The 23,202-nt window shown below is 67.2% G+C and carries 19 protein-coding genes; 10 read left to right on the top strand and 9 right to left on the bottom strand.

The window, feature by feature from the left end:
• The first annotated feature begins 461 nt into the window (after positions 1–461).
• From WT53_RS12015 to WT53_RS12020, 3 genes are all read left to right on the top strand, one after another.
• Entirely contained in the window at positions 462–1,814 is a 1,353-nt protein-coding gene (locus WT53_RS12015; RefSeq protein ID WP_060259936.1) for a hypothetical protein, read from the top strand.
• Positions 1,815–1,988: 174 nt separating this feature from the next.
• Positions 1,989–2,144, top strand: coding sequence for a hypothetical protein (locus tag WT53_RS33830; RefSeq protein ID WP_011548928.1), 156 nt, complete (start codon positions 1,989–1,991; stop codon positions 2,142–2,144).
• 179 nt (positions 2,145–2,323) lie between these two features.
• Positions 2,324–2,803: a GNAT family N-acetyltransferase gene (locus WT53_RS12020; protein ID WP_059780107.1), complete on the top strand. Its 480-nt coding sequence runs from the start codon at positions 2,324–2,326 to the stop codon at positions 2,801–2,803.
• Between the two features lie 147 nt (positions 2,804–2,950).
• On the opposite strand, the gene WT53_RS12025 is transcribed toward WT53_RS12020, so the two are convergent.
• A complete protein-coding gene (locus tag WT53_RS12025; RefSeq protein WP_082727492.1) occupies positions 2,951–6,004 on the bottom strand; it encodes a heavy metal translocating P-type ATPase in 3,054 nt (1,017 codons plus the stop codon).
• A gap of 466 nt (positions 6,005–6,470) precedes the next feature.
• On the opposite strand from WT53_RS12025, the gene WT53_RS12030 reads away from it, so the two are divergent.
• Together WT53_RS12030 and WT53_RS12035 are read left to right on the top strand one after the other, a co-directional pair.
• The gene (locus WT53_RS12030; protein ID WP_060259939.1) at positions 6,471–7,907 is read left to right on the top strand and encodes a DUF1254 domain-containing protein; all 1,437 of its coding nucleotides are present in this window, start codon (positions 6,471–6,473) and stop codon (positions 7,905–7,907) included.
• 151 nt (positions 7,908–8,058) lie between these two features.
• The gene (locus WT53_RS12035) at positions 8,059–11,877 is read left to right on the top strand and encodes a DUF748 domain-containing protein (protein ID WP_060259942.1); all 3,819 of its coding nucleotides are present in this window, start codon (positions 8,059–8,061) and stop codon (positions 11,875–11,877) included.
• A 52-nt stretch (positions 11,878–11,929) separates the two neighbouring features.
• Here the strand turns inward: WT53_RS12035 and WT53_RS12040 are convergent, their stop codons facing one another.
• On the bottom strand, positions 11,930–12,151 hold the full coding sequence (locus WT53_RS12040) for a hypothetical protein (RefSeq protein ID WP_011548933.1): 222 nt from the start codon (positions 12,149–12,151) through the stop codon (positions 11,930–11,932).
• Positions 12,152–12,402: 251 nt separating this feature from the next.
• Here WT53_RS12040 and WT53_RS12045 point away from each other — a divergent pair, with 251 nt between their 5' ends.
• Positions 12,403–14,079, top strand: coding sequence for an alkaline phosphatase family protein (locus tag WT53_RS12045; RefSeq protein WP_060259945.1), 1,677 nt, complete (start codon positions 12,403–12,405; stop codon positions 14,077–14,079).
• Positions 14,080–14,258: 179 nt separating this feature from the next.
• A complete protein-coding gene (locus tag WT53_RS12050) occupies positions 14,259–14,453 on the top strand; it encodes a YqaE/Pmp3 family membrane protein (RefSeq protein ID WP_034206306.1) in 195 nt (64 codons plus the stop codon).
• A 251-nt stretch (positions 14,454–14,704) separates the two neighbouring features.
• On the opposite strand, the gene WT53_RS12055 is transcribed toward WT53_RS12050, so the two are convergent.
• From WT53_RS12055 to WT53_RS12065, 3 genes are read right to left on the bottom strand one after another with little or no spacing between them, the layout of a single operon-like run.
• Positions 14,705–14,884 carry a hypothetical protein gene (locus WT53_RS12055; protein ID WP_034205973.1) on the bottom strand — a complete coding sequence of 60 codons (180 nt, stop codon included), beginning with the start codon at positions 14,882–14,884 and terminating at the stop codon, positions 14,705–14,707.
• Positions 14,856–15,863, bottom strand: a complete 1,008-nt coding sequence (gene cydB, locus WT53_RS12060) for a cytochrome d ubiquinol oxidase subunit II (protein ID WP_060259949.1) — start codon at positions 15,861–15,863, stop codon at positions 14,856–14,858. Before cydB ends, WT53_RS12055 begins: the two co-directional genes overlap by 29 nt.
• A gap of 30 nt (positions 15,864–15,893) precedes the next feature.
• Positions 15,894–17,315, bottom strand: coding sequence for a cytochrome ubiquinol oxidase subunit I (locus tag WT53_RS12065; protein WP_059780103.1), 1,422 nt, complete (start codon positions 17,313–17,315; stop codon positions 15,894–15,896).
• 469 nt (positions 17,316–17,784) lie between these two features.
• Between WT53_RS12065 and WT53_RS12070 the strand changes: the two genes are divergently transcribed.
• The 3 genes from WT53_RS12070 (at position 17,785) to ltaE (ending at position 19,805) form a co-directional block, all read left to right on the top strand.
• Positions 17,785–18,111 carry a hypothetical protein gene (locus WT53_RS12070; protein ID WP_059780102.1) on the top strand — a complete coding sequence of 109 codons (327 nt, stop codon included), beginning with the start codon at positions 17,785–17,787 and terminating at the stop codon, positions 18,109–18,111.
• Positions 18,112–18,124: 13 nt separating this feature from the next.
• The gene (locus tag WT53_RS12075; RefSeq protein ID WP_034205977.1) at positions 18,125–18,676 is read left to right on the top strand and encodes a YMGG-like glycine zipper-containing protein; all 552 of its coding nucleotides are present in this window, start codon (positions 18,125–18,127) and stop codon (positions 18,674–18,676) included.
• A gap of 115 nt (positions 18,677–18,791) precedes the next feature.
• Positions 18,792–19,805: a low-specificity L-threonine aldolase gene (ltaE, locus tag WT53_RS12080; RefSeq protein WP_060259952.1), complete on the top strand. Its 1,014-nt coding sequence runs from the start codon at positions 18,792–18,794 to the stop codon at positions 19,803–19,805.
• Positions 19,806–19,914: 109 nt separating this feature from the next.
• On the opposite strand, the gene WT53_RS12085 is transcribed toward ltaE, so the two are convergent.
• The 4 genes from WT53_RS12085 to WT53_RS12100 form a co-directional block, all read right to left on the bottom strand.
• A complete protein-coding gene (locus tag WT53_RS12085; RefSeq protein WP_034205979.1) occupies positions 19,915–20,127 on the bottom strand; it encodes a DUF1059 domain-containing protein in 213 nt (70 codons plus the stop codon).
• Between the two features lie 155 nt (positions 20,128–20,282).
• A complete protein-coding gene (locus WT53_RS12090) occupies positions 20,283–21,188 on the bottom strand; it encodes an HTH-type transcriptional regulator ArgP (protein WP_060259955.1) in 906 nt (301 codons plus the stop codon).
• Between the two features lie 103 nt (positions 21,189–21,291).
• The gene (locus WT53_RS12095) at positions 21,292–22,161 is read right to left on the bottom strand and encodes a DUF3037 domain-containing protein (protein WP_060259958.1); all 870 of its coding nucleotides are present in this window, start codon (positions 22,159–22,161) and stop codon (positions 21,292–21,294) included.
• The gene (locus WT53_RS12100; protein ID WP_060259961.1) at positions 22,158–22,895 is read right to left on the bottom strand and encodes a HipA family kinase; all 738 of its coding nucleotides are present in this window, start codon (positions 22,893–22,895) and stop codon (positions 22,158–22,160) included. The genes WT53_RS12095 and WT53_RS12100 overlap by 4 nt, the downstream gene beginning before the upstream one ends.
• Positions 22,896–23,202: the final 307 nt, after the last annotated feature.

Consider the following 23,202-nt stretch of genomic DNA (forward strand, 5'->3'; position numbering starts at 1 on the left):
CGATACCGTCACCGTCTCGTCATCGGGTGGCCGCGACGTTGCCTTTCTCGAACGTGAAGACCGGCTTGTCGATCCCGATTGCGCTGTTTGATCGGGGCTTCGCCGTTATCGATTTGTTTGCGCTTGCGCATCGCAGGCGCTTTCTCATGCGCGTCGGCGATAGAGATTTCGGGGCGGGCGTCTAGGGCGGCGCTACGTCTCGTGCCGGTTACGGGGCTGGTGAAGCGCAGGTCCATTTGCAGCTCGGCCGGATCGCGGCCAGCAGTAGCCCTGTCACGTTTCCGTCGAAGGCTGGTTTCTCGGTTAGCATCGCCGTTCGGCCCATCATGCAGTCCATCGAGCGTCACTGGACGAGGCTGAGCGGTGTTGGGGTAAATTGGATGGGTTGATGATTTAATTTATTGATTTGTTTGAAGATGATTGGATTTTGATGGATGTTTTTAGAGAATAATCTGTCAGACATGACCGAATCCGTTTCCACGCCACGCTCCCGTTCCACCCGCTCGTCGGCCCGTTCTCGCTCCCGCTCGGCTGCTGCCGCAGGCAGCACGTCCGCAAGAGCGACGACACGATCCGGCGGCGCACCGGCCGGCGACGCGCCGCGCGACGAACGGACGCTCGACCTGTTCGGCGATCCGGTGCTGGAGCCGGGCGAGCGCATGTCGGTTGCGGCGCGCGATGAAGCGATCGTGGAAGCCGATGCGACGACCGGCGCCGACGACGGACGACAAGCCACGCTCGACGGTTTCATCCCGCCTGCGGATGCGGCAACGCATGCGGAAACCGAAGGGACGGCGACGACGGCTGGGGAGAGCGCAGCCGTTCCGACGCCTGAAGACGATATGGCCGCGAACGTCGACGGCGCATCTGCGGCAGGTCTTGCAACGAAGGCAGCCGAATCGCCTGCGGGCGATGGCGGCGTAACGACGATCGATGCGCACGCGGTCGACGGCGCTGCGAGTGTGGAGACGAAGCGGCCAGCCGCCGATGGCGTCGCGGCGCAGGCGGTCGAATCGCAAGCGGTAGATGGCGAAGTCGCGCAACCTGTCGTCGAGGCGGCGGTCGTCAAATCATCCCGAGAAGGGAAATCTTCGGGCGACGCCGCGAAGGAGCGCCGCGCGTCGTCGAGCGGCAAGCGCCGGGCGGCTGCCGGAGTCAACGAAGCGACGGCGACGCAAACCGTAGCGGTTGCGACGAGCGTCGACTCGAAGCCGGAAGCGGTTGAATTGGACCCACCGCCCGTCGCCGCCGCGCCGGTCGAGCCGCAGACGCCGGCACAACCGGCACGTTCGCCCGAGCCTGCGATCGCCCCGCATTCCGCGAAGCTGCGCGACACGGCCCGGCGGCCCGACGCTTCGCCGCCGGGTGCGCAGGCGGTGGCATCCGCCGCGTCCTTCGTGACGAAACCATCATCGGAGCGTACGCAGCCGGCCGCGCCAGCCTTCGATCCGGACACGCACCTGCGCCCGCTGACCGACCGGATCGCCGCGTTGCAGTCCGACGTGGACGGCTTGACGCGCTCGGCCGATCGCGAGATGCGCCGCGTCAACCGCTTGCTGCTCGCGCTGGCCGTCGTCGTGCTGGCGGGGCTCGTCGCGCTGGTGCTGCAAACGCGGCAGATCGCGCACCTGAAGCAGGACGTGGCCGCCAAGCAGCAACGGATCGATCGCCTCGCGGCCGATCTGTCGACGCAGCAGGCCACGCTGATGACGCTCGAGGAGCACCACGAAGCGCTCCTGTCGCAAGTCGACCGGCTTCAGCGCAACGCGAACCGCGACGCGGCCGTCGCCAAGCGGGGGCGTCGCACGCGCTGATCGTTTCGACCCTATCCTGGAAGCGTGATGGAGCAAGGATCGCCGTTCCGCAGCGGCGGTCGGCTGTCGTGCGCGTGCGGCAAACCGATGCAGCCCACTGGCAGAATCTAGGGAAAACCCTTAGAATGGCGACATCTAAGGGAAAACCCTAGCCATATCTGTCAGGAGTCTCACATGAGCTTCATCTTCGCCCTGCTGCAAAAAATCGACGACCTGTTCGTGTCCCCGCACCTGCCGCTCGACGCCGAATACTCGTACGCCGCACGTCACGCCGAGGCCGAGCGCGTGCGCCGTGCGAACCTGGTGCCGATCGTTCTGTATCGTCGCTGATTCGCTGATTCGCTGATTCGCTGATTCGCTGATTCGCTGATTCGCTGATTCGCTGATTCGCTGATTCGGCGCGGCGTCCGCCGCACCTCCCTGCCTGCCCGCTTTCCACCGCCGCATTGCGCGCCGGTGCGCCCGTCCCGCTACACTAGAAGTTCGATTCCGTTCACGGCGACCGGGCCATGCTGCAGATGCGGCCGATGACGGCCGGCGAATTCCACGCGTACCGCACGCGAGCCATCGACGGCTACGCGAGCGATCTCGTTTCCTCCGGGCAAAATGCTGTCGAAGACGCGGCCGATCGTGCGCGCGCCTGTTTCGACACGCTGCTGCCGGACGGCCTGCTGACCGCCGGCCAGACCCTCGTCACGCTCATCGACGGCGCCAGCGGCGATCCGGTGGGCGACCTCTGGTACGCGATCGTCCCCGAAGGGCCGAACCGCACACTGTTCATCTACGACCTCGACATCGTCCCGTCCCGGCGTCGCCAGGGCTGGGCCACGCGCGCGCTCGATGCGCTCGACGCCGAGGCACGCCGGTACGGCGTCACCGAGATCGGATTGTCGGTGTTCAATCACAACGCGGCGGCGCGTGCGCTGTATCGCGCGTGCGGCTTCGCGCCGATCACCACGACGTTGATCAAACCGGTCGTGTCGGACTGAATCCGCCGACGCGGCGATGCGTCGTGACGGGCTGCCGGTTCCGCACGCCGTGTAGCCGACCAACGTCGGCACGCTTCCCGACTGTTCCTGTCGGTCGAAGGTCGAGCGCCGACCTGTTCGCTCATCCGACATTCACCGCCTGCCGCATCAACGCGCGCGGCCTTTCCATCTCCGCAGCAGCAACGCGTTGGTCACGACGCTGACGCTGGAAAACGCCATCGCCGCGCCCGCGATCACCGGGTTCAGCAACCCGAGCGCCGCGAGCGGCACGCCGACCAGGTTGTACACGAACGCCCAGAACAGGTTCTGCTGGATCTTGCGGTACGTGCGCCTGGAGATGTCGATCGCGTCGGCGACGAGGGCCGGGTCGCCGCGCATCAGCGTGATGCCGGCCGTGTGCATCGCGACGTCCGTGCCCGTCGCCATCGCGATGCCGATGTCCGCCGCGGCGAGCGCCGGCGCGTCGTTGATCCCGTCGCCGACCATCGCGACGATCCCGCCGTGCGTGCGCTTCAGCTCGGCGACGACGCGCGCCTTGTCGTCGGGCAATACCTGCGCGTGCACTTCGCCGATGCCGAGCGCCGCCGCGACGGCCGCCGCGCTGCCGCGGTTGTCGCCCGTCACGAGCGCGCTCGCGACGCCGCGCGCCGACAACGCCGCGATCGCGTCGCGGGCGCCCGGCTTCACGGTGTCGCCGAATGCGATCAGCGCGAGCACCGCGCGCGGCGCGTCGGCACGCATCAGCCACGAGATCGTGTTGCCGGCGCCCTCGAGTTCCGCCGCACGGGCGTCGAGCGCCGGCGGTACCGCGATGTCGAGTTCGTCGCGCCAGCGCGTGCTGCCGAGCGCGAGCCGCTGCCCGCCGACGTGCGCTTCCACGCCGCGTCCGGCCACGGCGCGCGCGTCGGTCGCGACGACCGACCCGGCGCCGCCGCCATGTGCGGCCACGTCCGCGTCATGCGCGGCGACCACCGCACGCGCGAGCGGATGATCGCTCTGGCGCTGCACGGCCGCCGCGAGCGCGAGCGCTTCGCCGTGCGGCACGCCGACGGCGTCGAACGCCGTCACGGACGGTTTGCCTTCGGTCAGCGTGCCGGTCTTGTCGAACGCGATCACGGTCGTGCGCTGCGCGAGCTCGAGCGCCTGCGCGTCCTTGATCAGCACGCCGTGCCGGGCTGCGACGCCCGTGCCGGCCATGATCGCGGCGGGCGTCGCGAGACCGAGCGCACACGGGCACGCGATCACGAGCACCGCGACCGCGTTGAGGATCGCGGTCTCCATCCCGGCGCCGGCGATCAGCCAGCCGACCAGCGTCAGCACGGCGATGCCGAGGATGGCCGGCACGAACACCTCGCTGACGCGATCGACGAGCCGCTGGATCGGTGCCTTCTCGGCCTGCGCGGATTCGACGAGGCGGATGATGCGCGCGAGCGTCGTTTCCGCGCCGATCGCGGTGGTTTCGACGACGAGCGCGCCTTCGCCGTTGATCGAGCCGGCCGTGACGGCGTCGCCGTCGTCCTTCGGCACGGGCAGGCTTTCGCCGGTGATCAGCGATTCGTCGATGTGCGAGCGACCCGACACGATCCGCCCGTCGACGGGCACGCGCTCGCCGGGCCGAATCCCGACGCGCGTGCCGACGCGCACCTGCGACAGCGGCACGTCGCGTTCGACGCCGTGCTCGACGACGCGCGCGCGGTCGGGGCGCAGCGCGTTCAGCGCGCGGATCGCCTCGGTGGTCTGGCGCTTCGCGCGCGATTCGAGCCATTTGCCGAAGCGCACGAGCGTGACGATGACGGCCGACGCTTCGAAATACAGATGGCCGGGATGCGCGGGATCGCGCAGCAGCATCCACAGGCTCAGCCCGTACGCGGCCGACGTGCCGAGCGCGACGAGCAGATCCATGTTGCCGGTGCGCGCCTTCACCGCATGCCAGGCCGCGCGGTAGAAGCGCGCGCCGAAGCCGAATTGCACGATCGACGCGAGCACGAGCTGGAACCACCCGGGCAGCATCAGGTCGATGCCGAACGGTGCGGCGAGCATCGGCGCGACGAGCGGCGCGCTCAGCACGGCGGCCGCGATCACCAGGTTGCGTTCGCGGATCGCTTCGCGGCGCTTGCGTGCGTCGGGGTCGTGCCCGGGACTGGCCGGTCGTAAGTCGGTGCCGGTCGTTTCGGCTGCGGGTGAGGCGGCGGGAAGCGACGCACGGTAGCCGGCCGTGGCGACTGCCGCGATCAACGTAGCGGGATCGAGTGCGCCGGCGCCGTGTACCGACGCGCGTTCGGTCGCGAGATTGACCGTCGCGCGCGCGACGCCTGGCACGGCGGCCAGCGCTTTTTCGACGCGGCCGGCGCAGGACGCGCAGGTCATGCCGCCGATGTCGAGTTCGACGTCTGCGACCGAGGCGCTGGCGGGAGGCGCGGCGACGGCAGCCGGCGTCGCGTCATAGCCGGCCTGTTTCACCGCTTCGGCAAGCTGCGCGACGGACACGTCGGCCGTGGCGTCGACCGTCGCGCGTTCGGTCGCGAGATTGACCGATGCGCGCGTGACGCCTGGCACCTTCGCGAGCGCCTTCTCGACGCGCGACACGCACGACGCGCAAGTCATACCGTCGATGTCGAGTTCGATGCTTGCGGGTGCGGCTGGCAACGCAGTGGCAGCGGCCGTGGCGGCGGTGTCCGACGTCGTCGGCGTTGCGCCATAGCCGGCCTGCTTCACGGCATCCGCCAGTTGCGCGGCGGACACGCCTGCCGACGCATCGACCGTCGCGCGTTCGGTCGCGAGGTTGACCGATGCGCGCGTGACGCCCGGCACCTTCGCGAGCGCCTTCTCGACGCGCGACACGCAGGACGCGCAGGTCATGCCGTCGATGTCGAGTTCGATCGTCGCGGCGGCAGCCGGCGCCGGCGGCGTGGCGGGGCGTGGCGCATGCGCCGAATGCGCGGTCGCGACGGCGTCGACCGCCGCTTCGCGCACCGCTGCGCGGTAGCCGGCCTCGCGGACGGCGTCCACGAGCCGACCGGGTTCGACCGTTTCCTGCGCGGTGACGGTTGCCGCCTGCGCATCGAGATCGACCGCCACGCCGACGACGCCCGGCACGGCGACCAGCGCGCGCTGCACGCGGCCGGTGCAGCCGCCGCAATGCATGCCGTCGACGCTCAGTTCGATCGTTTGCAGCGCCGCGGAGGCAAGTGGTTCAGTCATGTCGGATTCCCCAAAGGCGCGGTTTGTGCCGCGAATGGTGCCAGTATCAACATTCCCATGATGGTAAGGTCAAGCGCCGGCGACGATGCGCCGCATGTCGATGCACACAGATTGTCACCATGCGGAAAAGGCGATCGCCCGGCTTCCAGACGGACAGCCGGCGCGCGCCGAGGCGCCAGGCTTGGCGCTCGCGAGGCGTTGACGGGTTGATGCTCCCGGTGCAGTTCCGGATTTTTGCCGAATCCCGTGGACTATTTCGGATTTTTTAACGGTTCGGCTAGCGTTCTACCCGTTATTCGGCATATTGGGGGATGCCCTTAGGCGCTATGATACCGGCCTGACATCAGCGCCCACCGTTACGAATCGTAGCGAAACGGTCATCCGGGCACGCTGGGGTGCCTTGTTTTCGCCGTTCGCGAGACGAACAGGGTGTTGACTGAAAAGAACGAAATTCGGCCAGTAATCGATGATTGAAAACCAGCGAGAATCAGTTTCTCTGCGACGCGCGTGCGCGTCGCTGGCCATTGCGGCGTTGCTTGCGGGATGCGCGTCGCAACCGGACGCGATCCAGCGGAAAACCGGCTGGATGCGTGCGGAAGTCGCCGACTCCTATATCTATGCGTATCCGCTCGTGCTGATGGACGTCGCGAAGGAAGCGGCGACGGGCGGCGACGGCGCGCAACCGGGGCAGGCCCCGCTCAACACGCTGCGCCACGCACAGGCGCTGCCGCCCGTCGGCGCGGTCAATCCGCCGCTGCCGGGCGTCGACACGCTCGACTCGACCGGCTGGCTCGACGTCGCCGCCGAACCCGTGATCGTCACGCTGCCCGACACGCGCGGCCGCTACTGGGACGCGCGCGCGCTCGACATGTGGACGAACGTGCTGTGGTCGTCGTCGAGCGTTGCAGCGCGCGGCGCCCGTGGCGCCGGACGGTCGCAAACGATTGCCTTCGCCGCCAAGGACTGGCAGGGCACGCTGCCGAAGGGTGTGCTGCGCGTCGACGTGCCGTCCGCCAATGCGTGGCTCGAGGTGCGGCTGCAGACGAGCGGCGGGCGCGACCTGACGAACGTGAAGAAGCTGCAGCGCGCGATCCGCGTGGTGCCGCTGTCGGTCTACACGGGCGCCGAGCGCGGCGCGTCGGTCGCGGTCCATGCGGGCAGCGCGCCGTCCGAAGCGGTGGGCGGCGGCACGCCGGCCGAGCAGGTGGCCGCGCTCGACCCGAAGGCGTTCTTCACGCGCTTCGCGCAGGCGCTGCAGGACAATCCGGCGCCGGCCGACGACGCGCACGCCCAGGAATCGCTCGCCGACATCGGCGTGAAGGCCGGCTACCCGGTACTGTGGACGGGCGACCGTCTCACGGCCGCGACGGCCGGCATCGCCGAGGCGCGCGCGCGGCTCGCGACGCCGCCGTCGAACCTGCTGAACGCGAACGGCTGGAACTGGATCGGCGACACGGCCGGCAAGTATGGCCAGGACTACGCGCTGCGCGCGTACGCGGCCTACACGCAGTTCGGCACCGCGACGCGTGACGACGAGACGCTCGCGATCACCCGCGTCGACAGCGACGGCCATTCGCTGAACGGCGCGAACCGCTATGTGCTGCATTTCGCGCCGGGCGCGCTGCCGCCGGTGCGCGCGTTCTGGACGCTCACGCCGTACACGACCAACGGCGCGCTGCCCGACGTCGGGTCGGCGCGTCGTTCGCTCGGCGATCGCGACCGGCTGCGCCGCAACCGCGACGGCTCGATCGACATCGTCGTGTCGGCGTCGCCGGGCGGCACGCATGCGGCCAACTGGCTGCCGGCGCCGCGTACCGATTTCGTGCTCGCGTTGCGCCTGTACGCGCCGAAGCCGCAGGCGAGCGACGGGTCGTGGATGCCGCCCGTCGTCGTCCGGAAATGAACGGTTGACCGCCGCCGCTGTCCGACCGGCGGGCGCGGCGGCGGCGCCCGACCTCCGTACCGTCACTTCCTGAGCCTATACTTTCGGGATAGCGTGCGCGGCCGCCCGGTTTTCCGGTGCGGTCCGTCGTCCATTTCCGAGACATTCAAGCATGGCAAGCGCAGACAAAGAAACCGTACCCTCGACCCTCCATGCCCTCGGTGGCGTTGCACGCTCGCGCCGGACCCGGCGTATCGGCATCGGCGTGCTGATCTTCGTCGTTTTATTCGGACTGCTCGGCTTCTTCGCGGCGCCGCCACTGATCCGCCATGTCGCCGAACAGCAACTGAGCAAGCAGCTCGACCGTCCGGCCACGATCCAGCGCATCGCACTGAACCCGTACACGCTGAACCTCGAAGCCGACGGCATCCACCTCGGCGAGCGCGGCGGCCAGGGCGACTTCATCGACATCGGCAAGCTCGTCGTGAGGCCGTCGTGGTCGTCGCTGTTCCGCGGCGCGCCGATCGTCAACGAAATCCGGCTCGATTCGCCGCGTTTTCACATCGTCCGCTACGACGCCCAGCGCTTCAATTTCACCGACCTGATCGAGAAGTTCTCGTCGCCGTCGCCGCAACCGGACAGCAAGCCGGCGCAGTTCTCGGTGTCGAACATCCAGGTCAACGACGGCCGGATCGACTTCGACGATCGCCTGCTGAACGAAAAGCACGTCGTCGACAACTGGACGCTCGGCATTCCGTACATCGCGACGCTGGCCTCGAAGACCGACATCTTCGTCGAGCCGAAGCTGCGCGCGCGCTTCGACGGCAGCCCGCTCTCGATCGACGGCAAGACCAAGCCGTTCGCGCAGTCGCGCGAATCGGAAATCGCGCTGAAATTCGACCGCCTCGACGTGCCGAAGCTGATCTCGTACGCGCCGGCGAAGCTGCCGGTGATCGTAACGAGCGGCCTGCTGAGCAGCGACCTCACGGTCAATTTCGTGATGAGCGGCGAGACGCCCGCGCTGCGCGTGTCGGGCACCGTCGATCTGAACGACGCGAAGGTGACCGACCGCGCGTCGGCGCCGCTGTTCGCCGCGCGCGGCGTGCACGTCGCGGCGGCCGGCCTCGAGCCGCTGCGCAACGCGATGCACTTCGACGAGATCCGGATCGACCGGCCGGTGGTCGACCTGTCGCGCGACAAGCAGGGCGTGCTGAACGTCGAGAGGCTCGTCGCGCAGCCGGCCGCCGCACCGAAGGCCGAAGCCGGCAAGCCGGCCGCGTCGGCCGTCGCCGTTGCCGGCGCTTCCGGAGCCACCGTCGCCGCGGCCAGCGGCGCGAAGGCCGAAGGCAGCGCCGCCGCGAAGGCAGCGCCGCCGCTCGACCTGACGATCCGTCGTTTCGCGATCGACGGCGGCACGATCAACGTCGACGACCGCGTGCCGGCGACGCCGACCGCGATGTCGCTGACGAAGCTCGCCGCGACGCTCGACGGCTTTTCGCTGCAGGGCAAGACACCCGCGAAATACACGCTGTCGACGTCGCTGTCGCGCGGCGGCGACGTGACGGCCGAAGGCGCGTTCAATCTCGCCGCGAAGCAGGCCGACACGAAGCTGACGGTCGCCGCGCTCGCGCTGCCGGCGCTGCAGCCGTACCTGGGCGAGGCGACGCGCGCGCGCGTGCTCGACGGCACGCTCGGCGCGACCGTCAACGCGAAGACCGACTGGGGCAAGACGCCGCTCGCCGCGGAAGTCGCGGACAGCACGATCAGCCTGAAGTCGCTGAAGGTCGCCGCGCCGAACGACAAGGCGCCCGCGATCGCGCTGCCCGACGCGAGCGCGAAGATCGCGAAGGTCGACGTCGCCGCGCGCACCGCGGAGATCGCGAGCGTCGACGCGAGCGGGCTCGCGCTCGACGTGAAGCGCCTGAAGGACGGCAAGATCGACCTCGCGGCGCTGGCCGAACCCGCGCAGGCGGCGGTGCCGCAGCGCACCGTCGCGCGCAAGGCCCAGGCCGCCGCGCCGTCGTGGCACTACCGGATCGATGCGTTGAACGTGAAGGACGCGTCCGCGAACTTCACCGACCTGTCGACGCCGCGTCCGGTGAAGCTGGCGATCAAGCCGCTGGAGCTGTCGGTGCAGAAGGTGAGCGACGACCTGACGAAGCCGCTGCCCGTGCAACTGAAGGCGACGCTGAACCGCAAGGGCTCGCTGAACGTGTCGGGCGACGTGACCGCGCAGCCGCTGAAGCTCGGCCTGAAGATCAACGGCAACCGTCTCGATGCGGCCGCGTTCGAGCCGTACTTCGGCAGCGCGCTGAACGCGACGATCGCGAGCGCGCTGCTCAACGCGCAAGGCAACCTGACGTTCGCGCAGGTGAAGGACACGCCGCGCGCGACCTATCGCGGCGACGTCGCGCTGGTCGACGTGCGGATGCTCGACAAGGCGACCTCCGACCCGTTCGCGGGCTGGCGCTCGCTCGCGCTGTCGAACCTGAAGGCGAACTACGACGAGAAGGGCACCGACGTCGACGCCGCGCGCGTGACGTTCTCGAACTTCTACGGTCGCGTGCTGCTCGACGCGCAGGGGCGGCTGAACCTGAAGGACGTGGTCGCGAAGGAGACGGGCCCCGCGCAGTCGCTCACGCGCGACGCGAGCAAGGGCGAGCCGGTGCCGCTGTCGCCGGGCGTGACGCCGCCGGCCGCCGCGCAGGCCGCGTCGGCCGCGGCCGCGCAGCAGGCGTCCGTGCCGGCCGCCGCGTCGGTGACGGTGGTCGTGAAGGCCGCGCCGCAGCCGCAGAACCCGGTGCGGATGCATTTCGGCGAACTGCTGCTGCAGAACGGCCGCGTCACGTACACGGACAACTTCATCAAGCCGAACTACACGGCGAACCTCGTCGCGATCAAGGGCACGGTCGGCGCGTTCGGCACGGATTCGACGACGTCCGCGCCGGTCGACGTCGCCGCGAACCTCGCGGGCAACGGGCCGATCTCGATCAAGGGCTCGGTGAACCCGCTGATCGAGAAACCGGCGCTCGACCTCACGGCGATCGCGCACGACATCGAGCTGACCAATCTGACGCCGTATTCGGCGAAGTACGCGGGCTACCCGATCACGAAGGGCAAGCTCAACGTCGATCTGCACTACCAGCTCGCGAACGACCAGCTGTCGGCGAACAACCACATCTTCATCGATCAGCTCACGTTCGGCGATCGTGTCGAGAACGACACGGCGACGAAGCTGCCGGTGAAGCTCGCGATCTCGCTGCTGAAGAATACGCGCGGCCAGATCGACGTGAACCTGCCGGTGTCGGGCTCGCTGTCGAATCCGGAGTTCAGCGTCGGCGGGCTGATCTGGCACGCGGTGTTGAACCTGATCGCGAAGGCCGTCACGTCGCCGTTCACGCTGCTCGCGAGTGCGTTCGGCGGCAGCGGCGGCGAGGATCTCGGCTACGTCGAGTTCGCGCCGGGTTCGTACGCGTTGACCGACGCGCAGCAGAAGAAGCTCGACACCGTCGTGAAGATGCTGACCGAGAAGCCGTCGATCCGCCTCGACCTGATCGGCCGCGTCGACCCGGCGCAGGACACGCCGGGGCTGCGCGACGCGTACGTCGAGCGGTTGGTGCGTCAGCAGAAGCTGAAGGACGTGGTCGGTCAGGGCGAGAGCGTCGATCCGATGTCGGTGAAGGTCGACAAGGCCGAATACTCGAAGTACCTGACGCGCGCGTACAAGGCCGCCGACTTCAAGAAGCCGCGCAACCTCGTCGGCCTGCAGAAGACGTTGCCCGATGCGGACATGAAGCAGGCGCTCGCCGATCACGCGCCGGCCGACGACAACGCGCTGCGTGCGCTCGCGCAGCAGCGTGCGCAGGTCGTGCGCCAGTATCTCGACGGCAAGATCGACTCGAGCCGCATGTTCGTCGTCGCACCGAAGCTCGACGCGAAGGGCATCTCGGACAAGGGCGCGACGACCCGCGTCGACTTCGGGCTGCAGTAAGCGTCGCCGCCATCCGCCGCCGCGCCCGCACCCGCCGGGCGCGGCGGTTTTGTCAGCGCCCGGCGATCGCCGGTTCGCGCTTGTCCAGCTCCTTCCTCGCGGCCAGCGGCAGACGCGCGTCGTCCCACTGCGTCAGCCATTCGACTTCCTTCGCGGTGAACACCTGTCCGTAGTTGCGCAATGCGTACTGCAGCGCGTCGACGACGTGATGGCGAATGATTTCGGGGGTACGTGCATCGTCCAGCACGAACCGGAGAGCTTCCAGGGTTGACATAGTCGTGCTCCGGGTCAGGGAAAACCCTTTATCACACGCCAATAGTCGCGGGCCAAGCCGAAAAAAAATCCGGCCGCGCGGGCCGGCGCACGCGAAGGCCGCGTATTGCGACGGCTTCGTGTCATTTGCGATTGGTTACGTTTGACAGAGAACAGAAAGCCCCGCTTCATCCGACCGCCGCACGATCCGGCGATATTTTGCGCGCCTGACGGCAAGTCGCGTAGTTCAACATCAATCGGTGAGGTGGGGTGATGATTTCCAGGTTCATCAAGCAACGGAAAATGGCGGTGATGGTGGCGGGTGCGCTGGCGCTCGCCAGCGCGGGCGCGCATGCGGCGCAACAGGACGGCAACGATCACGGCGAGGGCAACGGGCGGGCGAGCCGCGTCGTGAAGCACGTGCTGCTGCTGAGCATCGACGGCCTGCACGAACAGGATCTCGCGCGCTGCATCGGTGCGAATACGTGCCCGAACATCGCGGTGCTCGCGAAGAGCGGCGTGACGTACGCGAATGCGTACACGCCGGGCCTGTCGGATTCGTTCCCGGGCCTCGCCGCGCTCGTGACGGGCGGCTCGCCGAAGACGGCCGGCCTGTTCTACGACGTGTCGTACGACCGCAACCTGTACGCGCCGAGCGACACGACGTGCTCGGGCAAGCAGGGCTGGAACGTCGTGTTCGACGAGACGACCGGCATCGATGCGTTCAATGGCGGCGCGCTCGTGCACCTCGACGGCGGCGGCGCGTTCAATCCGCAGGCGATCCCGCATGCGAAGGTCAACGGCCAGTGCGTGCCGGTCTACCCGCACAACTACGTGAAGACCAACACGGTGTTCGAGGCCGTGAAGGCCGGCGTGCCGAATGCGCGCACCGCGTGGGCCGACAAGCATGCGTGGGGCTACGACTGGCTGAACGGCCCGTCGGGCACCGGCGTCGACGATCTGATGCGCACCGAGATCAATTCGATCGACCCGGCGACCAACACCGACTATACGGACGTCTACTCGCACACCGCGCGCTTCGACAACCTGCACGTGCAGGCGCTGATCAACCAGATCGGCGGCCGCGATTCGACCGGCACGAAGAGCGCGCCGGTGCCGACACTGTTCGGCGCGAACTTCCAGACGCTGAGCGTCGCGCAGAAGGCGCCGGTCGCGAAGGGCGGCGGCTATCTCGACGCCGACTTCACGCCGAACGGGCAAGTCGCGAACGCGATCACGTACGTCGACGACGCGATCGGCCATGTCGTCGCGGCGCTGAAGCAGGCCAACCTGTACACGTCGACGGCGGTGATCGTCACGGCGAAGCACGGCCAGTCGCCGACCGATCACACGAAGCTCGTGAAGAACGGCGACACGCTGACGAAACTGCTCGAAGCGAACAACTTCATCGACCCGAACGGCAACTTCGGCCAGAACAACACGGCGACGGGCAACCTGAACGACGGTTCGGGCCTGGTCGGCACGGGCTTCGTGCAGACCGACGACGTCGGGCTGATCTGGCTGCGCGACCGCAGCCAGCGCACGGCCGTGGTGCAGACGCTGAAGGCGAATCTCGGCTGCAACGCGCCGGGGATCTGCGCGGACGGCCCGCAGGCGTACGTGTTGTACGGCGCGGCGCTGGCCGACCGCTTCGGCGATCCGGCCAACGGCCGTACGCCGGACATCGTCGTCCAGCCGAATCCGGGCGTGATCTACACGTCGAGCACGAAGAAGGACGAGGAGCACGGCGGCAACGCGCCGGACGACAGCCACCTCGGCCTGCTCGTGTCGTATCCGGGCCTGCATCGTGCGCGCACGGTGAACGATCTCGTCGGCACGAAGCAGGTCGCGCCGACGATCCTCGCGCTGCTCGGCGCCGACCCGCGCCTGCTGCAGGCGGTCGTGGCCGAGAATACGCGCGTGCTGCCGGGGCTCGGTATCGGGCGTTGAGCGCCGGGAACGGCGGCGCGCCCGCGGCATGACGCGGGCGCTTCGGAAGAGAAGTGTGATGAACGCGGCGCCTGGCGGATCGAGGCGCCGCGATGCCGGTGCATGGCTTGAATTCGGGCGCGTGCACCGGCATATTCGTCGCGCATCACCCGTTCAACGACGTACCGAGAGGATCGCTCATGCGCCTTCTGCTTGCCCTGCTGCTCCCGTGGTTCCAGTTCTTCACGATCGGCCGCCCGATCGCCGGGATCATTTGTCTGCTCCTGCAACTCACGATCATCGGCTGGCTGCCGGCCGCGATCTGGTCGGTGTATGCGCTGAGCCAGTACAAGACCGATCGCAAGATCGAGGCGGCGTTGCGCGGGCGGGGGTAGACGCGCAGTGTGCGGTTGATCGATCCAGCGGCGCGGCTTGTATTTTGGTAGAAATCTATATGTTTTACTCACATCCGCGATGTGATTTGTATAGATTTCTGCCTGAATGGCGGATTCGTGAGTGGTTCGGCCTGATGCCGTCTCCGCGGGAGCGGATGCACGATTCGTCGCTTGATGCATCTGGCCAAAGCTGCGGCCCGACGACGAAACGGCCGCCCGGGCCATCGTTCGACCCGGGGCGGCCGCTTCGCCTACTTCACCGCAAACAGCGTGAGGTTCATGAAGATCTTGAACGCATAGCCGAGCGTGACGGCGCCGAGCACGCCGCCCACCCACAGAACGACGAACCACATCCAGCCGCGCATCCGCGGCCGCGGCGCCGCAGGCGGGCGATCGACGGAATCAGTGGTGGTAGTAATGCTGGTCTTCATGGCGCACCTTGCCTCGGAATACCCAGTAACCCATCGTCGTGTAGGCGATGATGATCGGCAGGATAACCGCTGTGCCGACCAGCGTGAAGGTCTGGCTCGAACGCGGCGCCGCCGCTTCCCAGATCGTCATCGTCTGGGGAATCGCATACGGGAACAGCGTGACGAGCAGGCCGACGTAGCCGAGCAGCACGAGCGCAAGCGCGAGCACGAACGGCGTCATGTCGTGCCGGTCGCGTACCGCGCGACGCATCCACACCGCGCACGCGGCCACCAGGAACGGCACCGGCAGCAGGCGCCAGAACAGCCCCGAATCGAACCAGCGCTGCGCGATGGCCGGATCCTGCAGCGGCGTCCACAGGCTGACGATCGCGATGAAGCCGAGCAGCACGACGGTCAGCGGCCACACGACGCGATGCAGGCGCCGCTGCAGGTCGCCTTCCGTCTTCGCGACGAGCCAGCAGCAGCCGAGCAGCGCGTACGTGACGATCAGGCCGAGGCCCGTCAGCAGGCTGAACGGCGTGAGCCAGTCGAATGCGCCGCCGGCGTACACGCCGTCCTTCACGTCGATGCCTTGCAGGAACGCGCCGAGCGCGATCCCCTGGAACAGCGTCGCGCCGGCCGAGCCGCCGATGAACGCGAGATCCCACAGCTGCTTCGTGCGCCGCGCCTTCGCGCGGATCTCGAACGACACGCCGCGGAAGATCAGGCACACCAGCATGAAGATCAGCGGCAGGTACAGCGCCGACAGCACCGTCGAATAGACGACGGGGAACACCGCGAACAGCCCGGCGCCGCCGAGCACGAGCCACGTCTCGTTGCCGTCCCACACGGGCGCGACGGTGTTCATCATCAGGTCGCGTTCCCGCTCGTCCGGGAAGAACGGGAAGACGATGCCGATGCCGAGGTCGAAGCCGTCGAGCACGACGTACATGAAGAGCCCCAATGCGATGATCGCGGCCCAGATTACGGTGACGTCCATAAGTTTTTCTCGTATGCGAAAGGAGTGGGCTCAGACGGTCTCGATCAGCTCGTCGACGGCCGACATCGGGCGGCGCGCGGTGTGATCGGGGCGCGTGTCCGGCAGGTCGTGCGTCGCGTCGTGCTCGACGTCGGGCAGCGCGGGGCCGGCCTTCATCAGCTTCAGCATGTAGTACACGCCGGTGCCGAACACGAGGAAGTACACGATCACGAACGTCATCATCGACAGGCTGACCTGCTGCACCGACAGCGGCGACACGGCCTGCGCGGTGCGCATCACGCCATACACGACCCACGGCTGGCGGCCGGCTTCGGTCGTCACCCAGCCCGCGAGCAGCGACACGAAACCGGTCGGGCCCATCGCCAGTGCAAAGCGCTGGAACCACTTCGATTCGTACAGGCGGCCGCGGCGGCGCAGGAACCACGCGAGCACGGCGAGGCCGATCATCGCGAAGCCGAGGCCGACCATGATCCGGAAGCTCCAGAACACGACCGTCGAGTTCGGGCGGTCTTCCGGCGGGAAGTCCTTCAGCCCGCGGATCTCGCCGTCCCAGCTGTGCGTGAGGATCAGGCTGCCGAGGTGCGGCACCTTCACCGCGTAGCGGGTCGTCTCCGCTTTCATGTCAGGGATGCCGAACAGGTTCAGCGGCGTGCCGCCCTTTTCGGTTTCCCACAGCCCTTCGATCGCGGCGATCTTCGCGGGCTGGTGCTTCAGCGTGTTGATGCCGTGCTGGTCGCCGATCACGGCTTGCAGCGGCGCGAGCACCAGCAGCAGCCACAGCGCCATCGAGAACATCTTCTTCACGCCCTTGTCGCGGCGGCCCTTCAGCAGGTGCCACGCGCCCGTCGCGGCCACCACGAGCGCGGCGACGATGAACGCGGCGATCGCCATGTGGAACAGGCGGTACGGGAACGACGGATTGAAGACGATCGCGAACCAGTCGGTCGGCACGACGCGGCCGTCGACGATCTCGAAGCCCTGCGGCGTCTGCATCCAGCTGTTCGATGCGAGGATCCAGAACGTCGAGATCAGCGTGCCGATCGCGACCATCAGCGTCGCGCCGAAGTGCGCGCGCGGACTCACGCGGTTCCAGCCGAACAGCATGATGCCGAGGAAGCCGGCTTCGAGGAAGAACGCGGTCATGACCTCGTACATCAGCAGCGGGCCGGTGACGGCGCCGGCGAAGCTCGAGAAGCCGGACCAGTTGGTGCCGAACTGATAGCTCATCACGACGCCGGACACGACGCCCATCCCGAACGCGACCGCGAAGATCTTCGACCAGAACAGGCAGAGCGTCTTGTAGTACTGCTTGCCGGTCTTCAGCCAGCGATATTCGAGCACGGCGATGAAGCTGGCGAGGCCGATGCTCAGCGCCGGAAAGACGATGTGAAACGAGACGGTGAACGCGAATTGCAGGCGGGCCAGATCGAGGGCCGAAAGTGCGGTGTCCATACCAGTTGACCGAGGCTTGACGATACCCGCCGGCGGGTGCCGGCGGACCCCGGCGGACGGCGTCGGGGTTGGCTGGAGTATGGGCCGCGATGTTGCACCGCGAAATGCGCCAACTCGTCGCAGATGTCCAGCCCGTCGCGCGCGATTTCCGGATAAATCGTTGATTCGTATCAAGAAGGCCGTCCGCGGCGTGCACGGCCGCGGCGTGGCGGTCTGACGCACATGCGTCAATATGGCGCGTCGCGTCATCGGAACGGTTTTGCGCAGACGAAAACCGTGTGTCGGGAGGGCCAACGGTTTCGATGCGTTAAACGCGTAACGCGCGCGTCCGAACGAGCGAGGCGTCTGTCACATGGGTAACGTCGCGCAACATTTGCGCGCCCGCCCGTAATGGATACCGGATCGCGTGCGGCGTAGCGTTCGGGATGTCCGGTTCGGATCGACGAACCGGCCTGCCGGAGAACGTGACGTGAATGGATTGAAGCTCGCGCTGGGCGCGGCGGCCGCGGTGGCGGTCGCGACGGGCGGCGTGGCGCATGCCGCCCGGGTCGGGGTCTATATCGGCCCCGGCTACCCGTACTACGCCCCCGTCGTACCTGCGCCGTACTACTACCCGCCGCCCGTCGTCGCGGTGCCGGTCGCTCCGCCGCCGCCGCCCGAGTATGTCGAGAAGGGGCAGCCGCAGGACGACGGCGACGCGAACCTCTGGTACTACTGCGACGCGTCGAAGCATTACTACCCGTATGTGAAGACCTGCAAGTCGGGCTGGCGCACGGTGCCGGCGCGACCGCAGTGACGGAGGCGCGACGATGAAGACCGTATTTCGACCGCTGCGCGTGCCGGCCGCGCTGGCGCTGGTCGCGCTGCTCGGCGCATGCGCATACATGCCGACCGGCCCGAGCGTGATGGCGCTGCCGGGCACCGGCAAGTCGTTCGACCAGTTCCGCGCGGATGACGGCAGTTGCCGCCAGTATGCGTTCCAGCAATCGGGCGGCGTGAGCGCCGGGCAGGCGTCGACCGCGAGCGCGGTCGGCAGCGCGGCCGTCGGCACCGCGCTCGGCGCGGCGGCCGGCGCCGCGTTCAACGGCGGCACCGGCGCGGCGGTCGGCGCGGGCGCGGGGCTGCTCGCGGGCAGCGTCGTCGGCGCGGGCGCCGCGCAGGGCTCGGCCTACGATGTCCAGCGGCGCTACGACTACGCGTATCTGCAGTGCATGTATGCGACCGGCAACCGTGTGCCGGTGCCGGGCGGCATGAGCGGCGGTAGTGGCGGCGGGTACGGCGGGGGCGGCTACGGCACGGCGCCGCGCGCGGCGCCGCCGATGCCGCCGGCGGGCGTCCAGCCGCCCCCGCCGCGATATTGATCCGCGCGACCGCGTGCCTTCATCGGCACGCGCTGCGTGAATTGCGTACACTCTGAGTCTCGTTTTCGGCAGGGCCGGACGCAGGGATGCCGGCTCGTTTACTCAGGGCACAGCGATGATCGATTTACGCAGCGATACCGTGACACGTCCGAGCCAGGCGATGCTGGCCGCAATGACCGCCGCCGAAACCGGCGACGACGTCTGGGGCGACGACCCGACCGTGCTGCGCCTGCAGGCGGTGACGGCCGAGCGCGCCGGCAAGGAGGCCGGCCTGTTCTTCCCGAGCGGCACGCAGAGCAACCTGGCCGCGCTGATGTCGCATTGCGAGCGCGGCGACGAGTACATCGTCGGCCAGCTCGCGCACACCTACAAGTACGAGGGCGGCGGCGCGGCCGTGCTCGGCAGCATCCAGCCGCAGCCGATCGAGAACGCGCCGGACGGCACGCTGCCGCTCGCGAAGATCGCCGCGGCGATCAAGCCGCTCGACAATCACTTTGCCCGCACGCGGCTGCTCGCGCTCGAAAACACGATCGGCGGCCAGGTCTTGCCGGAAGGCTATGTGCGGGAAGCCGTCGCGTTCGCGCGCAGCCGCGGGCTGTCCACGCACCTCGACGGCGCGCGCGTATGCAATGCGGCCGTCGCATCGGGGCGCCCGATCGCCGACCTGTGCGCACCGTTCGACACCGTGTCGCTCTGTTTCTCGAAAGGGCTCGGTGCGCCGGTCGGCTCGGTGCTGGTCGGCAGCCGTGCGCTGATCGAGCGCGCGCAGCGCTGGCGCAAGGTGCTGGGCGGCGGGATGCGGCAGTCGGGCATTCTCGCGGCGGCGTGCCTGTATGCGCTCGATCACAACGTCGAGCGGCTCGCGGACGATCACGCGAATGCCGCGCATCTCGCGGCCGGCCTCGCGCGCATCGACGCGGTGAAGGTGCTGTCGCATGCGACGAACATGGTGTTCGCGCAATTCCCCGAAGCCGATTGCGCGCCGCTCGAGGCGTGGCTCAAGGCGCGCGGGATCCTCACGCAGATGCTGTATGCGTCGCGCTTCGTCACGCATTGCGACGTGTCGCGCGCGGACATCGACACGTTCGTCGGCGCGGTCGGGGCGTATTTCGCGCAGCGTCGCGCGTGAAGCGGAACGCGCCGGCCGGCGACGGGCCGGCGCGGCGTCGTACGACGTGACGTCACGCACGAAGAGGTGACGCGGCGCGCGGTCGCTCGATCGTTGCCGTGCCGGCCGATTACGCTTGCCGCGGCATGTCGGCGGGCGGGGTGCCGTCGTGGAATAGCGATTTCAGTTGCGTGCGCAGTTCGGCGCTGTCGGTGTGCTGGTGGACCGAAACCGCATGTTGCACGGCGGCCTCCAGCAGTTCGTTGTCGGAGTCGGCGGAGATGGCGACCGAGCAATGCGTCGCGCTGGGAAACTCGCGGCAATCGATATAGCGGCGGGACATGATGTTCTCCTCACACGAAAGGGAACGGCCGGACCTGGATGATCGGCCGCGCGGCGCGTTCGCGAGGCCGATGGAAAAAGTATAGGCGGCGCGGCTGACTTTCCTGTCGCCGTGCATCCCGCGCCGGCAACGTCGATCGCCCGCGAGCCTGCGCGTCACGACAACGGCGCGAGCAGCCGGCGCGCCGCTTCGACGACCCGCTCGGACAGCGACGCCATCGTCGGCGACTGCACGGTCCACGCGTGCCAGTACAGCGTGACGTCGGTCGGATGCGCGGGCGCGAGATCGACGAGCCCCTGCGCGTCGAGCGGCGCGGCGCCGATCAGCGGCTCCGGCACCATCGCGTAGCCGAGCCCGTGCCGCACCGCGGCGAAGTGCGAATGGGTGCCCGGCACGTAGTGGCACGGGTACGCACCTTCGGGCAAGCCGAACTTCTCCTTCAGGAACGACGATTGCAGCGTGTCGCGCCGCGAATACGCGACGACGGGCGCGTGGCGCGCGCTCGTGCGGTTCAAACCGCGCGGGAACCAGCGACCGGCGAACGCGGCGGCGGCGAGCAGCCGGTAGCGCATCGTGCCGAGCGGCGTCGCGATGCAGCCGCGCATCGGCTTCAGTTCGGTCGTCACGCAGCCGACCGCCATCCCGCTTTCGAGCAGCGCGAACGTATGATCCTGATCCTCGACGATCAGCTCGAACAGGATCCGCTCGCCCGCGAGCACGGACGTCAGCGCGGGCAGGAACCACGTGCCGAGACTGTCGGCATTCAGCGCGATCGTCACCGAGATCGGCGATTCGCGCTCGGCCGCGAGCGTGCTCTGCAGGTCGGCCTGCAGCAGCGCGACGCGGCGCAGGTGCTGCAGCACGCGCTGTCCGGCCACCGTCGGGCGGCACGGCCGCGTGCGCAGCACGAGCGGCGTGCCGAGGCTCGTCTCCAGCGCGCGGACCCGCTGCGTGACGGCGGACGCGGTCACGTGCAGGCGCACGGCCGCCTGCTCGAAGCTGCCGGTGTCGGCGACGGCCAGCAGCGCGGCGGCCTGCTTCGGATCGATCGTCATCGACATGTATTAGACAAGAGAAAGTCGGACATGAGGTTCCGGCTTGGCGTCGCCAGCCACGTGTCGACATATGAGAAGCCCCGCACTGGGCGGGGCTAGTTGACAGTGGCTAGTCAGAATCGTTGGTCTCAAGGTCGGGAGTGTCTTCCGCAAACGCGAGAATACGACTGCGTTCTGTTTCACGGGCTAGGGCAATATTACTGAGTTTCAGCTGCTCGCTGATTTCTGCGTAGGCCGCTGCCCTTGGGCCGAAGCTTTCTTTCGGGGCTTCGGCGGCAAAGAGAACATCACCCACTAGAGTCTGATCGCGTCGCAATTTCCTGATTTTTCCGATCCAATCCCAACCATGGTCGTACAGCCGAGTTGGATCGTCATGGGCCAGGAAAATCGGCTTAATAGCTCTTACCGCATCGCCGGCAGCGTTAACGCGAACGAAGGGCAGGCGTGCCTTGTAGGTATCGTCCTTGCCTAAGGTGTGTTCCCGATAGAGGCCGGTCAGATCTGCCGCTCGGAGGATTTGGTGAATCCTCTTCTCAACGAATCGCTCTTGATACGCTTTCGTCGCAAACGATCTACCGACATAGTGATCGAAAAGCTCTTCGAGCTTTTCGCTGGGATGCCCATCTGTCATCACCACCCGGTCGCCTTGAGCAATCACCAACCCTTCTCGCGGTTTTACAAGTTCCCGGAACGCGAAGTTTGCGAAATCCGCACTTGGCCCCATGTTTGCTTCCGCAAATGCTCGCTCGATTGATTGTGCAATGCGGACCAACTCGGTCGCGTACACCTTTCGTGCCTTACGAAAAATGTTTGCATCGAGTTCTTCAAAGAATGCGGTGATCCGAGATACGCGTTCGATCAGCTTGTATCCGACGTACTTGGCCGTCGGACTTATCAGAACGATGCCGATGTTTGCGAATTCGCCAGTCTCTGGGTACGGCATGAAGCGCACGATGGTGTATCGGCAAGCATGTTTCATCGGCGGCTCCAGAAGTTAGGCAGGTACTCCGTCAGGATTGAACGTGCGTCATCTTGGCTGAAATTGAGGGGAAGATCGTCGTCAAGCCACCACCAAGAATCGGGCATTTTATCGCAAATGTCCGCGAGTTGGCCGAGGGTGGCATGAAGCCGATCTTCATAGTGTTGGCGCTCGATCAAGTCCTCAAAGACATGATCCCACGATCCGGCGAACGCATGGGACGAAAAGAATGTGTCGCAATCGAAGTCCGTATCGAATGCCTGATTGAAGTCAATGACGACAAGTTCTTTGCGTGTCGGGTCCCAAAGCAGATTGGGATTGCCTCCCAGATCGGTGAGTATGCGGTCCTGATTCCTCACCCAGTAGTCGAAGATGAGGACGTCGCTCCGAACAACTAACGGGACTTCTTGTATGTTCGGCCAAGTAAATTCCATTACGCTTTCGGCCCGTCGGGAAAGGAACACGTAGCCGGTGCCCAGGTCGGCTAGCTCAGGAGCTCCAAACCGGACGATCGCGTCGTCCACCTCGCCGACAGCGAAGGGCGCGATCGGGAGGCCAAATTCACGTGCGAGCGAGCTCCCGATCCATTCGGATACCAAGCTCTTGCGGCCAGCAGCCCGGCCCTTTGCGTAATAAAGCGCGCCGTCGTCGCCTCGACACAGGAATGGTTCGGTGATCCCTTGAGTCGTTCTTCCGAGGACCTCCATCACTTGGATCACGCGATCGTTAATCATTGTTTCGGACCAGTATGGGCGGGCTCAGCGGCGGCGCTCGTAATGGTCTCCGGTGCGAGCGTTCTTGTACTTGCCCCCCTTATGGGATGACCCGTGACCACCGGCATAGTGCCCACCCCGTGCAAGGCTGATCGTAGGGGCTGCCAAAGCGACGCAGAGCAGGATTGCAGCGATTCTTTTCATATTATGGTCTCTCTCAGTATGTGTCTCTTTGCACTGACAGCCCTGGTGCGGCTAGAGCGCAACCACGCGATTATAGCTAGGGCTCGTGGTGTATGTCCCTCGGGGGTGAGATGTGTTCGTCACG

It is taken from the genome of Burkholderia sp. MSMB2157WGS (assembly GCF_001532755.1).
Classification (GTDB): Bacteria; Pseudomonadota; Gammaproteobacteria; order Burkholderiales; family Burkholderiaceae; genus Burkholderia.